Origin of the sequence: Micromonospora sp. NBC_01392 (assembly GCF_045040125.1) — a bacterium.
GTDB lineage: Bacteria > Actinomycetota > Actinomycetes > Mycobacteriales > Micromonosporaceae > Micromonospora.
In genome coordinates, this window is sequence record NZ_CP109549.1 from 1,104,454 (window position 1) to 1,116,714 (window position 12,261).

The following is a 12,261-nucleotide window of genomic DNA, read 5'->3' on the forward strand; positions in this document are numbered from 1 at the left end:
CACGCTGATCCTGGCAGCCCCGGCACGGCTCGCGTACGCGGGGAAGGTTTCAGCGGGGAAGGCCGGAGCTGCGCCACGCGCCGGGGCCGGCGGCCGGCGTGGCGCCGGCCGGGCGGGCGCTGCGCGTCCAGTGCGAGACGGCAGCCGGCGCGGCGGCCGTGACCGGGCGGGTGCGCACCATGACCGCGCCGACCAGGGCGGCCAGTTCCTCGGCGGTGGGCACGCCGCGGACGACCCGGAACATCGGCTCTTCGGCAGACATGACCCAAGGGTACGCGTCGCGAACTCGACCTTCGTCGTAGAGTGGCGTGCCGGCGGTGTACGCGTCGGACCGGCCGGGTACCGTTTCTGCGATGTCGAACGCGCTTCCCCAACTCGTCGCTGACCGATACCGGCTCATCACGCCGCTCGGTCAGGGCGGCATGGGCCGCGTCTGGAAGGCGCGGGACGAGGTGCTGCACCGCGACGTCGCCATCAAGGAGCTGGTCCCGCCGCCGGGTCTCACCCCGGACGAGCGCCGTGAGATGCGGGAACGCTCGCTGCGTGAGGCGCGCGCGATCGCCCGGCTCAACAACGTCAACGTGGTCCGCATCTTCGACGTGCTGCGCACCGACGGCGACCCGTGGATCGTCATGGAGTACGTCGCCTCGAAGTCGTTGCAGGACACGATCGCCGAGGACGGCCCGGTCCCGGTGGCCAAGGCGGTCGAGATCGGTCTCGGCGTGCTGGGCGCGTTGAAGGCCGCGCACAAGGCCGGCATCATGCACCGCGACGTGAAGCCGGGCAACGTGCTGCTCGGCGAGGACGGTCGGGTGGTGCTCACCGACTTCGGCCTGGCCACCATTCCGGGCGATCCGAACGTGACCCGCACCGGCATGGTGCTGGGCTCCCCGGCGTACATCTCCCCGGAGCGGGCACGGGACGGCACCGCCGGTCCGGAGGCCGACCTGTGGTCGCTGGGCGCCACGCTCTACGCCGCCGTCGAGGGCAAGTCGCCGTACGCTCGCCCGTCGGCGATCGCCACGCTGGCCGCGCTCGCCACCGAGCCGATGCCGCCGCCGCGCAACGCCGGGCCGCTCAAGCCGGTGCTCCAGGGCCTGCTGCGCAAGGATCCGGACGAGCGGATCACCGCCGAGGTGGCGGAGCGCATGCTGCGCAAGGTCGGCGGCCGGCGGGTCAAGGGCATCTCGCTGCTGGACGGCGTACGCCGGCCGGGGCCGAACGGTCCGCGCGCGCCGCGACCGCCGCTGGTGCCCGCGCCGCGCCCCGCCGACGACCAGGTCGAACGCGCTTCCACCTCGGCGTCCGGGGTGGCCGCCGCCGCGAGTGGGGCGGTCGCCGAGCCGACCGCGAAGGTGCCGGCGTCCACCTCGGACGCCGGACCGACCGCGAAGGTGACGCCGCCGGTCGCCGATCCGACGACGAAGCTCGACGCCGATCCGCCGGTCGACGAGACCCGGGTGGACGACGCCGACCCGGCGCTCGACGAGACCCGGCTCGACGGTGAGCCGGTCGCCGCCGCGCCCGCGCAACGTCCGGCGCCGGTCAGCCCGGCTCCGGCCGGATCCGCGCCGGTCAGCCCGGCGGCGGGTGGCCCGGTGTCGTCGACCGGTCGGGCGACCGTCCTGCCGGGCGTCAAGGCCGCGCCGAATCGGCGCAACCTGCTGCTCGGCGCGCTGGTTCTGGTGCTGCTGGTCGGCCTGGCGGTGGCCGTGCCGCTGCTGAACAACGGCGACGACGACGGGGGTGACGGCGGCCAGCCGACCACCGGTTCCTCGGTGGCGTCGGCGGTCCCGCCCGCGCCGAGTGCCAGCGCCTCACCGAGTGCGAGCGCGCCGTCGGCCAGCCCGTCGACGAGCCCGAGCCCGTCGGCCAGCCCGTCGCCGACCGGGTTCGTGCTGCCGACCGGCTGGCGCTACTACACCGGCTCGAACGGCTTCAAGGTGCCGATCCCGAACGGCTGGCAGGCCCGGCCCGGCAACAACCAGGTCGTGCTCTACGAGGTGGGCGGCGCCCGCCGGGTGCTGTTCATGCAGTGGACGGACCGGCCGGAGAAGGACGCGCTCGCCGACTGGCGGGAGCAGGAGCCGTACCGGCGTTCGCGGGTCAACAACTACGAGCTTGTCGACATCGTCCCGTGCAAGGGTTACTACCGCACCTGCGCCGACTGGGACTGGCTGGAGACGCGCGACAACGGCACCCGTTTCCACGTGCGTAACCGGGGGGTGGCCACGGCCAGCAACCGGGGCTACGCGCTGCGCTGGGAGGTGCCGGCGAAGGACTGGCAGGCCAACCTGGCCGCCTTCGACGTGATCACCAAGGGTTTCGTGCCGGACCGGAAGAACTGACCCGGCGAATCCCGCGCCCGCGAAACTCGTTCGCATGACTTTCCGTAGTCGGGGGTATGAATACCCCGACGAAGGAGGTGCGACATGGGTTACCGACGCAGGGACACCGGCCCCCGGCTGGCACTGTGGATGCTGGTCGCGCTCGGCGACGCCGTCCTGCTCCTGATCACCGCCGGCCTGTCCGCGCCGGTCGCGGTCCTCGGGGTGCTCACCCTGACCGTCGCCGGAGTCGCGGCGTGGCGCTGGACCCGTCGGCCTGCCGCGGTGCCCGTGCCGGTCGCCTCGCGCCGCCGGGCCTGAGCTTCGATCAAGACGGTACGACGACAGCGGGACCGCCCCGGTTCGGGGCGGTCCCGCTTCCGTGCACGTCCGTCAGGTGTTGTTGGCCAGCGCGATCAGCCGGGTGCGGTCGCCGTTCCAGTAGTTGCGGTCGACGTTGCCGCTGATGCCGGAGACGCTTCCGGTGGCGGTGTACTGCCAGAAGCTCCAGACCGGGGCGCCGGCCGGGAGCGTGCCGGGCGTGCTCGACCAGCGGGCGAGCCACAGCGGGTGGTTGGCCCACGGCCCGGTCCAGCTGCCGGTGCACTGGTTCCACCAGCTCGTGGTGGTGTAGATGACCGCGTACCGGCCGGTGCGGGAGCGGTAGGTGTTGAGGAAGTCCTGGATCCAGTTGCGCATGCCGGTGGTGCTCAGGCCGTAGCAGTAGCCGCCGCTGTACGGGTTGGCCTCGATGTCCAGCGCGGCGGGCAGCGTCCGGCTGTCGGCGGACCAGGCGCCACCGTTGCTGGCCAGGTAGCCGGCCTGGGTGGAGCCGGCGGAGATGTTCGGCCGGGCGAAGTGGTACGCCCCGCGAATCACGCCGGCGTTGTAGGCGTTCACGTAGTTCGTGTTGAAGTTCGGGTCCTTGTAGCTGGTGCCCTCGGTGGCCTTGATGAAGGCGAACTGGATGCCCGAGTTCCGCACGCTGGTCCAGTTGATGGTGCCCTGGTAGCGGGAGACGTCAATGCCGGGCGTGGTCGCGGCGGCGGCCGGTCCGGCGGTCGCCACGAGGGCCGCGGCCGCGGTGGCGGCGACGGCCAGGCCGGCGGCGAGGAGTCGGCGTACGGAGAGTCTGGTACGGGCCATGGTTTGCCTCCAGAGGACGTCAACTGATTGACGCCCATCTTTGGAGGTTACTGCCCTAGATCACAATAGGGCGCAAAGAAATTTTCATCGCGCTCAGCGGAGCGTGCCCGGGTCCATGGCCCAGCGGAACGGCTCGATCACCGTCAGTGTCTCGCCGGCCTTGGCGATCGCGTCCTCGACGTAGTGCTCACCGTCGAGCCGGTGCAGCCGCAGCGAGTGGCTGTCGCCGTCCTGCTCGACCAGCAGGTACCACGGAATGCGGGCGATCGCGTAGAGCTGCATCTTCAGGACCCGGTCGGCGGCGGCGTTGCCGGGGGAGACGACTTCACATACCAGCCTGACCTCGCCGGCCTCGACCACGGTGCCTTCGTCGTCCGTGTCAGCGACGACCACGTCCGGGATGACCATGCGATTGACGCCGAGCCGTACGTTCACCGCCTCGAACACCAACAATCCGAGCGGGCGGGCAGCCCGGCGCAGGCTGCCCACCAGGTTCCAAGACACCAACTGGTGCCTCTTGCCCGGGGCAGGGGTCACGATCAGGCTCCCGTCGAGCAGCTCGATGCGGTCGAGGCTGTCCTCCAGCGCGAGGTAGTCGGCCTCGGTCCACGGACCCACGTGCGAGCTGTGGGGCTCCAAGGGGGCTGCGCTCACCGACCTCACCTCCGTTCCGGTGCCTCGTCCGATCAGTCTCACACTCTACGAGGCCGGGCCGGTCGATCGACACGACTCCGGCCGGTAGGCTCCCCGCCCATGCCCCTGATCGACGGTCTCACCACGCTCTGGGACACGCTGCTGAGCGCCCAGCCGGACCCGCCCCCGCTGCTGGTGGTGCTCACCGCCGTGGTCGCGCTCGCGGTGGTCGCCACCCGGTTGCCGTGGCGGATCGCCCGCAACGCGGTGACCATCGCCCACGAGGGCGGCCACGCGCTGGTGGCGCTGCTCACCGGTCGGCGGCTGCACGGCATCCGGCTGCACTCGGACACGTCCGGGCTGACGCTCTCCGCCGGCCGGCCCTCCGGACCGGGCATGATCCTCACGCTGCTCGCCGGCTACGTCGCCCCCTCGCTGCTCGGCCTGGCCGGCGCGTGGCTGCTGGCCGGAAACCGGATCACGCTGCTGCTCTGGGTCGCGGTGGCGCTGCTGCTGGCCATGCTGGTGCTGATCCGCAACCTGTTCGGCGCGCTGTCGCTGCTGGTCACCGGCGGTCTGGTGCTCGCCGTCTCCTGGTACACCTCGCCCCAGGTCCAGGCCGCGTTCGCCTGGACCTCGGTCTGGTTCCTGCTGTTCGGCGGCGTACGCCCGGTGTTCGAGCTGCGCCGCCAACGCAGCCGCGGCCGGATGCCGGAGTCGGACGCCGACCAGCTCGCCCGGCTCACGCCGTTCCCGCCGCTGTTCTGGGTGGCCGTGTTCCTGCTGGTCAGTGTCGGCGCGCTGGTCGCCGGCGCGCTGCTGCTGGCCGGCCCGATCCTCGCCGACACCGGCCTCACCGGCTGACCCGTCCCGCGCTCCGGCACCCGCCGCTCCGGTGCCCGCGACGCGACGCGACGCGGCACGCCTCGTCGCACGGCATCTGCGGGCGTACCGGTCGGCGGCGGATCCGGGACACGCCACCGTTCCGGGCGGTACCCGGCCCGGCGAGGCAGAATCGGACCGGTGCGATACGTGATCATCGGAGCGGGCGCGGTCGGCGGCACCATCGGCGTACTGCTGGCCGACGCCGGCCGCGACGTGACGCTGGTGGCCCGCGGCGCCCACCTGGACGCGCTGCGCGAGCGGGGGTTGACGCTGCGGACGCCGCGCGGCACGGTGTCCGGCCGGCTGCCGGCGGCGGCCGGGCCGGGCGGCCCACCGTTGCCGGCCGACACCGTGCTGGTCCTCACCGTGAAGTCGCAGGACACCGTCGCCGCGCTGACCACCTGGGCCGACGCGCCGGTGGCGGGCGGCGGCACGGCGGGCGAGCGGCTCCCGGTCGTGCTGGCTCAGAACGGGGTGGCGAACGAACCCGCCGCGCTGCGGCTCTTCGCCCGGGTGCACCCGGTCTGCGTGTGGCTGCCCGCCACCCACCTGGAACCGGGCGTCGTGGTCGCCAACGGGCACCCGCATCCGGGGATGCTGCACCTCGGGCGCTACCCGACCGGCGCCGACGACACCGGCCGGGCGGTCGCCGCCGACCTGACCGCCGCCGGGTTCGTCGCCCCGGTCCGCGACGACGTGATGCGCTGGAAGTACGGCAAGCTCCTGGCCAACCTCGGCAACGGCCTCCAGGCGCTGCTCGGCCGCGACGTGCCCGAGCCGCTGTCGGCCCGGGTCCGCGCCGAGGGCGAGGCGGCGCTGGCCGCCGCCGGCATCCCGCACACGACCCGCGAGGAGGAGGCCGCCGCGCGCGGTGACCTGGTGGCGCACCGACCGGTCGACGGCGAGACGCGGTCCGGCGGCTCCACCTGGCAGAGCCTCGCCCGGGGCGCCGGCTCCGCCGAGGCCGACCACCTCAACGGCGAGATCGTGCTGCTCGGCCGCCTGCACGGGGTGCCCACCCCGGTCAACGCCGCGGTCCAGACCGCCGTCCGGCGGGCGGTCCGCGAACGGATCCCGGCCGGCGGCTTCCCCCGCGGGGAACTGGAGAAATTGGTCGGCTGAGCGGGCAACCCGAGCCGCGCCGCCAGGCGTGTCCCTGGCGAACACGGGGAGGTGGCAGTGCCCGACAGCGACGGCTTCGACGAGTTCTACCGGGGCAGCCGACAACGGCTGCTCGGCTTCGTGTACGTGCTCACCGGTGACCTGGCAGAGGCGCAGGACGCGGTGCAGGAGGCGTACATCCGGGCCTGGCAGCGGTGGTCGACCGTGCGCGGGTACGACGACCCGGAGTCCTGGGTGCGGGTGGTGGCCAGTCGGATCGCGGTGAGCCGGTGGCGCAGCCTGCGCAGCCGGGCCCGTGCCTACCTGCGGCACGGGGCGGACGATCACGTGCCGGCGCCGAGCACCGAGACGATGGACGTGGTGGCCGCGCTGCGCCGGCTGCCCGAGGCGCAACGCACCGCCATCGCGATGCACTACCTGCTCGGCATGCCGGTCGCCGAGGTGGCCCGGGAGACCGAGGCGCCGGTCGGCACCGTCAAGGCCCGGCTGTCGAGGGGGCGGAGCGCGCTCGCCGGGCTGCTCGCCGTCGTGGATCTGGAAGAGGAGGCGGCAGATGCCTGACGACGTCACGCTCGTGGAGGTGCTGCACCGGGACCTGCGGACCGTCCGGTGGGCGGAGCCGGCGGAGATCCGGGCCACGGCCCGGCGGCGCACCCGGCGGACCGCGGCGTTGGCCGCCGTGTCGGTGGTGGTGGTCGCCGCGCTCGCCGCGACGATGGTGGACCGCACCGGCACCCCGCCGCCGCCCGCGGCCGACGCCATCGCCGGGTACGCGGAGATTCCGGCGGCGGCGATGCTGGCGCCGGAGGACGTGCCGGTCCCGACCGGTGAGCGTCTGGCCGACTCGAGTCTCGACGAGCCCGCCCGGGTCGACGACCTGCTCCAGGTCTGCGGCAAGGCCCAGGGTCTGCCGGCGGAGGAACCGCGCTCGCGTTACTCCCGTTCCCAGACGATGCTGGCCGCGGTCGTGGCCGGAAAGCCGCAGACCACGCCCGAAGTGGTGATCACCCAGGATCTCTACCGCATCGAGCCCGACGCGGCCCGCCGGTTCATCGGCGACCTGGAACACCGGGTGGGGGCCTGCGGTGCGTGGCAGGCGGCGGGTCAGGCCTACACCGATCGGGGGATGACCGACGCCCGGTTCGAGCACCGCTGGACGATCGCCGAGAGCGGGTTCGCCGGCGACCAGGCGGTGCTGCTCCGACACACCGCCACGGTGCTGCCCGACGCGACGACGGGTCAGCCGCCCGGCTACCCGCCGGTGTTCGAGAGCCGGGTGGTCGTCCGGGTGGGTGACCTGGTCAGCGTCCTCGTGCCGGCGGGGGCGCTGCGAACCGGCCTCCCCGACGCCCAGGCGCGCGAGGCGCAGCTGCGGGAGGTGGCCCGGGCCGCCGCCGCGCGGATGTGCGTCGCCGCCAACCCCGGCTGCTGACCCAGGCCCGTGCGAGAAGGGGCCCCTGCTCTACGCGAGGCGTTAACAGGGGGCCCCTCCTTACACCTACAGCGGGATGTTGCCGTGCTTCTTCGGCGGCAGCGTCTCGCGCTTGGTGCGCAGCACCCGCAGCGCCCGCACGATCTGGGTCCGCGTCTCGTGCGGCGGAATCACCCCGTCGACGTAGCCGCGCTCGGCGGCGATGTACGGGTTGGCCAGCGTGTCCTCGTACTCGGCGATCTTCTCGGCGCGGACGGCGGCCGGGTCCTCGGCGTTCGCCAGTTCGGCGCGGTAGAGGATGTTCACCGCGCCCTGGGCGCCCATCACCGCGATCTGCGCGGTCGGCCAGGCGAAGTTGAGGTCCGCGCCGAGGTGCTTGGAGCCCATCACGTCGTACGCGCCGCCGTACGCCTTGCGGGTGATCACGGTGACCTTCGGGACGGTGGCCTCGGCGTACGCGTAGATGAGCTTCGCGCCGCGCCGAATGATGCCGTCCCACTCCTGCCCGGTGCCGGGCAGGAAGCCGGGCACGTCCACGAACGTCAGCACCGGCACGTTGAACGCGTCGCAGGTGCGCACGAACCGGGCCGCTTTCTCCGACGCGGCGATGTCGAGCGTGCCGGCGAACTGCATCGGCTGGTTCGCCACCACGCCCACCGGGCGACCCTCGACGCGGCCGAAGCCGACCACCATGTTCTGCGCGTACAGCGGCTGCACCTCGAGGAACTCGCCGTCGTCGAGCACGTGCTCGATGACCCGGTGCATGTCGTACGGCTGGTTGGCCGAGTCCGGGATCAGCGTGTCCAGCTCCCGATCCTCGTCGGTGATCGCCAGCTCGGCCGGGGCGTCGAACACCACCGGCTCGTCCAGGTTGTTCGACGGCAGGTACGACAGCAGCGCCTTCACGTAGTCGATCGCGTCCTCCTCGTCGGTGCCGAGGTAGTGCGCGTTGCCGCTGCGGGCGTTGTGGGTGCGGGCGCCGCCCAGCTCCTCCATGCCGACGTCCTCGCCGGTGACCGTCTTGATCACGTCGGGGCCGGTGATGAACATGTGCGAGGTCTGGTCGACCATCACGGTGAAGTCGGTGACCGCCGGGGAGTAGACCGCGCCGCCCGCGCACGGGCCCATGATTAGGGAGATCTGCGGGATGACGCCGCTGGCCCGCACGTTGCGGAAGAAGATCTCGCCGTAGAGGCCGAGCGAGGCGACGCCCTCCTGGATCCGCGCGCCACCGGAGTCGTTGATGCCGACGACCGGGCAGCCGATCTTCATGGCCAGGTCCATCAGCTTGACGATCTTCTCCCCGAAGACCTCGCCGAGGGAGCCGCCGAAGACGGTGAAGTCCTGCGCGAACACGCAGACCTGCCGGCCGTCCACGGTGCCGTAGCCGGTCACCACGCCGTCGCCGTACGGGCGGGTGCGCTCCAGCCCGAAGTTCGTCGAGCGGTGCCGGGCGAACTCGTCCAGCTCGACGAACGAGCCCTCGTCGAGGAGCAGATCGATCCGCTCCCGGGCGGTCTTCTTGCCCCGCGCGTGCTGCTTCTCGACCGCGCGCGCCGACCCGGCGTGCACCGCCTCGTCGAGCCGTCGCTCCAGGTCCGCCAGCTTGCCGGCGGTCGTGTGGATGGTGGTCCCGGTCTCGGTAGTCACCCGTGGAATATAACGATGGTTCAGGTGGGTGAGGTTGTGCAGTGCGCCTCACCGCTTACCGGCGACCGGCGAACCCGGGGGGCCGTAGGCTGGCGGGATGCCCGGCTCGCCGTACACCGATCTGGACCGCCCGCCGCTGTCGGCGGCCCGGCTGCGGCGGGCGCTGGTCGCGCCGCACGGGCCCTGGCGCCGGTTGGAGCTGCTGGTGGAGACCGGCTCGACCAACGCGGACGTGGTGGCCGCCGCACGGGCCGGCGAACCGGAGGGCCTGGTGGTGGTCGCCGAGCGGCAGACCGCCGGCCGGGGGCGGCGGGGCCGGGTCTGGCAGTCGCCGCCGCGCGCCGGCATCGCGGCCAGCGTCCTGCTCCGGCCCGGGGAGGCGGACGCCGAACGCGGCTGGTCGCCGGTGCCGGCCACCGGGTACGGCTGGCTGCCGCTGCTGGCCGGCGTCGCGCTGGCCGAGTCGGTTCGCCTGCTGGCCGAGCTGGACGCCCGGCTGAAGTGGCCCAACGACCTGCTGGTCGACGGCGCGAAGTGCGCCGGTGTGCTCGCCGAGGCGGTGCCCGGCGACGGCGACCGGCCGCCCGCGATCGTGGTCGGCGTCGGCCTCAACGTGACGCTGCGCGCCACCGAGCTGCCGGAGAACCCGACCGGGCTGCCGGCCACCTCGCTCCAGCTCGCCGGCGCCACCGCCACCGACCGCGATCCGCTGCTGCGGGCGCTGCTGCGTTCGCTCGCCGACTGGTACGCGCGCTGGCGCGACGCCGGGGGTGACGCGGAGGCCAGCGGGCTGCGCGACGCGTACCTGGCCGGGTGCGCCACGATCGGCCGCCGGGTACGGGTGCTGCTGCCGGACGGGCGCGAGGCGCACGGCACCGCGACCGGCGTAGACCCCGACGGCCAACTCCTGGTCGACGCCGCCGGCGCCCCCCTCCGCCTGGCCGCCGGCGACGTGCTCCACCTGCGGTAGAAGGAGGGGCCCCTTCTTAACGCCTTCGGTATAGGTGGGGCCCCGTCTCACACCACCCGGCCTCCGGCCCGCGCGGCCGATGCCGCCGGGGGGGCCCGACCGGTTACGGTCAGCGCGTCCGGTTCCGCGAGGAGGTTCGAAGTGGCGTTCCCCGAAGACGTGCTCACCGAGGACGAGCACGTCGTGCTGCACCTGCACCCGCACTGGAAGGCCCTGATCCGGCCGATCCTGGTGCTGGCGCTCACCGTCGCGGCGGTGGTCGCCGGCTGGATCCTGCTGCCCGACGGCGACGGCGGCGCCATCGCGCTGTACGTCCTCGCCGGGCTCGGCCTGGCGCTGGTGCTCTGGCTGGGCCTGTGGCCGTTCCTGGTCTGGCGCACCACGCACTACCTGTTCACCAACGAGCGGGTGCTGCTCCAGGAGGGCGTGCTCTCCCGCAACCGGCGGGACCTGCCGCTGACCCGGATCAACGACCACGCCATGCACCAGCGTTTCGTGGAGCGGATGCTCGGCTGCGGCACGTTGACCATCGAGTCGGCCGGTGAGCGGGGCCAGTCGGTGCTGCACGACGTGCCACACGTGGACCGGGTGCAGACGAAGCTCTACGAGCTGGTCGAGGCCCACCACGACAAGCACAGCCTGGGCGACGGCGAGATGCGGGAGATGCTGGCCGACATGGCCGACGGGAAGCCGCTCCGCGACCCCTCGTGAGCCGCGCCAGGGCGGGCGCCCACGTTCAGCGGCGGGCGCGGCGGGACGGGAACTCGGCGGCCAGTTCGGCGTCCAGGTCGGCGCGGAGCGCCCCGCCCAGCGCGGCGTCGACCGGAGCCGTACGCCCCTGGGGCGGCGTGTAGTCGCTCCTCGGGCGGCTCGCGCCCGGGGGCGGCTCCTCCTCCTCCAGTTCGCTCACCGATTCGGCCAGCTCGGCGACCGGGTCCATCTCCGCGACGTTGTCCCACTCGTCGCGGGGCAGGGCGTGCCAGGTTTCCTCGGCGTGCTTCGGCACCGGCTGGAACACGAACGTGCGGTAGGACCAGAAGCGGAACAGGGTGGCCAGCAGGACGCCGACCGTCTTCGCCACGTTCAACGCCAGCAGGCCGTGTACGCCGAGGCCGTACTTCGCCAATGCCAGGACGCCGAGTTCGATGACCAGGCCGGCGCCGTTGAACAGGAAAAACAGGACGTATTCCCGCCGTAGGGCGGATTTCGGTCGATCCCGGTACGTCCAGTGCCGATTCATCAGATACGACGTGATCGTGGCGACGATGGTCGCGATCACGGTCGCCTTGAGTTGACCGTCCCGGAAAACCGTGAGTGCCAGCGCATTGAACACCGCGTAATTGATGACGGTGTTGATGCCGCCGACGATGCCGAACTTGGCCGCCTCGCGGATGAACTTCTGCCAGCGCTCGGGCAGCAGACGGACTCCAGGCATGCGGAACACCTTAGGGCAGTGGGCAGGGCCGGCTGGGCCCGGCGGGTCGGGATGGGCGGTGCGTCACGCCCCGGACTCTCGATCTCGGCTCGGTGCCGGAACGGGGGGAGTTCCCGCCTCGACGAAGACGAATCGTCGGTACGACCAGAAGCGGAACAGCGTCCCCAGGCCGGTGCCGACGATGAAGCTGGCGATGTTGTCGGCCAGGGGCGTCTGGAACACCGCCGGCCAGATCGCACCCAGGCCGTAGCGGCTGATCGCCAGGCAGGCCACCGCGATGCCGAGGCCCACCCCGTTGAAGAAGAAGAACAGCGCGTACTCGCGGGCGGGGTTGGAGCGTTGGCGGTGTCGCCAGGTCCAGAACCGGTTGCCGAGGAAGGCGACCGTCGCGGCGATCACGGTGGAGATGGTCTTCGCCGCCAGCGGCGGCATGCCGCGCCCGCTCGACAGGTAGTTGAACAGCGCGAAGTCGACGAGGAAGGCGAAGCCGCCGACGGTGGCGAACTTGCTCAGCTCGTGGATGAGGTGGCCGAAGCGGTGGAGCAGCGCTCCGATCGGACCCGAACGGGTCGGCGGAGCCCCCGGTTGGTCCCCGGTCATCGTCGCGGCCACCCGCCGAGAGTACCGGTTGGGGGGAAGGGGGACCGGCCGCAACGGCGAG

14 protein-coding genes are annotated in these 12,261 nt (G+C 72.7%); 8 read left to right on the forward strand and 6 right to left on the reverse strand.

Features of this window, described 5'->3' with window-relative positions; all coding sequences use genetic code 11:
• Nucleotides 1-49: 49 nt before the first annotated feature.
• Nucleotides 50-262, reverse strand: coding sequence for an acyl-CoA carboxylase subunit epsilon (locus OG767_RS05310; protein WP_405092399.1), 213 nt, complete (start codon nt 260-262; stop codon nt 50-52).
• Nucleotides 263-353: 91 nt separating this feature from the next.
• Between OG767_RS05310 and OG767_RS05315 the strand changes: the two genes are divergently transcribed.
• Both OG767_RS05315 and OG767_RS05320 read left to right on the forward strand, forming a co-directional pair.
• Complete coding sequence (locus OG767_RS05315) at nt 354-2,348, forward strand: protein kinase domain-containing protein (protein ID WP_405092400.1); 1,995 nt, start codon at nt 354-356, stop codon at nt 2,346-2,348.
• Between the two features lie 84 nt (nt 2,349-2,432).
• Nucleotides 2,433-2,648: a hypothetical protein gene (locus tag OG767_RS05320; protein ID WP_107157229.1), complete on the forward strand. Its 216-nt coding sequence runs from the start codon at nt 2,433-2,435 to the stop codon at nt 2,646-2,648.
• Between the two features lie 72 nt (nt 2,649-2,720).
• Here OG767_RS05320 and OG767_RS05325 read toward each other — a convergent pair whose 3' ends face one another.
• Both OG767_RS05325 and OG767_RS05330 read right to left on the reverse strand, forming a co-directional pair.
• A complete protein-coding gene (locus OG767_RS05325) occupies nt 2,721-3,473 on the reverse strand; it encodes a GH25 family lysozyme (RefSeq protein WP_405092401.1) in 753 nt (250 codons plus the stop codon).
• A gap of 93 nt (nt 3,474-3,566) precedes the next feature.
• The gene (locus tag OG767_RS05330; RefSeq protein ID WP_405092402.1) at nt 3,567-4,127 is read right to left on the reverse strand and encodes a Uma2 family endonuclease; all 561 of its coding nucleotides are present in this window, start codon (nt 4,125-4,127) and stop codon (nt 3,567-3,569) included.
• 99 nt (nt 4,128-4,226) lie between these two features.
• Here OG767_RS05330 and OG767_RS05335 point away from each other — a divergent pair, with 99 nt between their 5' ends.
• The 4 genes from OG767_RS05335 (at nt 4,227) to OG767_RS05350 (ending at nt 7,545) form a co-directional block, all read left to right on the forward strand.
• The gene (locus OG767_RS05335) at nt 4,227-4,970 is read left to right on the forward strand and encodes a M50 family metallopeptidase (protein WP_405092403.1); all 744 of its coding nucleotides are present in this window, start codon (nt 4,227-4,229) and stop codon (nt 4,968-4,970) included.
• A 159-nt stretch (nt 4,971-5,129) separates the two neighbouring features.
• Entirely contained in the window at nt 5,130-6,113 is a 984-nt protein-coding gene (locus tag OG767_RS05340; protein ID WP_405092404.1) for a ketopantoate reductase family protein, read from the forward strand.
• Between the two features lie 57 nt (nt 6,114-6,170).
• The gene (locus OG767_RS05345) at nt 6,171-6,674 is read left to right on the forward strand and encodes a SigE family RNA polymerase sigma factor (RefSeq protein ID WP_405092405.1); all 504 of its coding nucleotides are present in this window, start codon (nt 6,171-6,173) and stop codon (nt 6,672-6,674) included.
• The gene (locus tag OG767_RS05350) at nt 6,667-7,545 is read left to right on the forward strand and encodes a hypothetical protein (protein WP_405092406.1); all 879 of its coding nucleotides are present in this window, start codon (nt 6,667-6,669) and stop codon (nt 7,543-7,545) included. The genes OG767_RS05345 and OG767_RS05350 overlap by 8 nt, the downstream gene beginning before the upstream one ends.
• 66 nt (nt 7,546-7,611) lie before the next feature.
• On the opposite strand, the gene OG767_RS05355 is transcribed toward OG767_RS05350, so the two are convergent.
• Nucleotides 7,612-9,195 (reverse strand): acyl-CoA carboxylase subunit beta, encoded by a 1,584-nt coding sequence (locus tag OG767_RS05355; RefSeq protein WP_405092407.1) that lies wholly within the window; start codon nt 9,193-9,195, stop codon nt 7,612-7,614.
• 97 nt (nt 9,196-9,292) lie between these two features.
• On the opposite strand from OG767_RS05355, the gene OG767_RS05360 reads away from it, so the two are divergent.
• On the forward strand, nt 9,293-10,165 hold the full coding sequence (locus tag OG767_RS05360) for a biotin--[acetyl-CoA-carboxylase] ligase (protein ID WP_405092408.1): 873 nt from the start codon (nt 9,293-9,295) through the stop codon (nt 10,163-10,165).
• 141 nt (nt 10,166-10,306) lie between these two features.
• Nucleotides 10,307-10,876, forward strand: a complete 570-nt coding sequence (locus tag OG767_RS05365; protein WP_405092409.1) for a PH domain-containing protein — start codon at nt 10,307-10,309, stop codon at nt 10,874-10,876.
• A 25-nt stretch (nt 10,877-10,901) separates the two neighbouring features.
• Here OG767_RS05365 and OG767_RS05370 read toward each other — a convergent pair whose 3' ends face one another.
• Nucleotides 10,902-11,600, reverse strand: a complete 699-nt coding sequence (locus OG767_RS05370; protein WP_405092410.1) for a GtrA family protein — start codon at nt 11,598-11,600, stop codon at nt 10,902-10,904.
• A gap of 63 nt (nt 11,601-11,663) precedes the next feature.
• Nucleotides 11,664-12,200: a GtrA family protein gene (locus OG767_RS05375; protein ID WP_405094140.1), complete on the reverse strand. Its 537-nt coding sequence runs from the start codon at nt 12,198-12,200 to the stop codon at nt 11,664-11,666.
• Nucleotides 12,201-12,261: the final 61 nt, after the last annotated feature.

Bases quoted from the DNA above. Each gene is read 5' to 3' on its own strand.
- OG767_RS05310 (WP_405092399.1), bottom strand. From the start codon at position 262: ATGTCTGCCGAAGAGCCGATGTTCCGGGTCGTCCGCGGCGTGCCCACC.
- OG767_RS05315 (WP_405092400.1), top strand. From the start codon at position 354: ATGTCGAACGCGCTTCCCCAACTCGTCGCTGACCGATACCGGCTCATC.
- OG767_RS05320 (WP_107157229.1), top strand. From the start codon at position 2,433: ATGGGTTACCGACGCAGGGACACCGGCCCCCGGCTGGCACTGTGGATG.
- OG767_RS05325 (WP_405092401.1), bottom strand. From the start codon at position 3,473: ATGGCCCGTACCAGACTCTCCGTACGCCGACTCCTCGCCGCCGGCCTG.
- OG767_RS05335 (WP_405092403.1), top strand. From the start codon at position 4,227: ATGCCCCTGATCGACGGTCTCACCACGCTCTGGGACACGCTGCTGAGC.
- OG767_RS05350 (WP_405092406.1), top strand. From the start codon at position 6,667: ATGCCTGACGACGTCACGCTCGTGGAGGTGCTGCACCGGGACCTGCGG.
- OG767_RS05360 (WP_405092408.1), top strand. From the start codon at position 9,293: ATGCCCGGCTCGCCGTACACCGATCTGGACCGCCCGCCGCTGTCGGCG.
- OG767_RS05370 (WP_405092410.1), bottom strand. From the start codon at position 11,600: ATGCCTGGAGTCCGTCTGCTGCCCGAGCGCTGGCAGAAGTTCATCCGC.
- OG767_RS05375 (WP_405094140.1), bottom strand. From the start codon at position 12,200: ATGACCGGGGACCAACCGGGGGCTCCGCCGACCCGTTCGGGTCCGATC.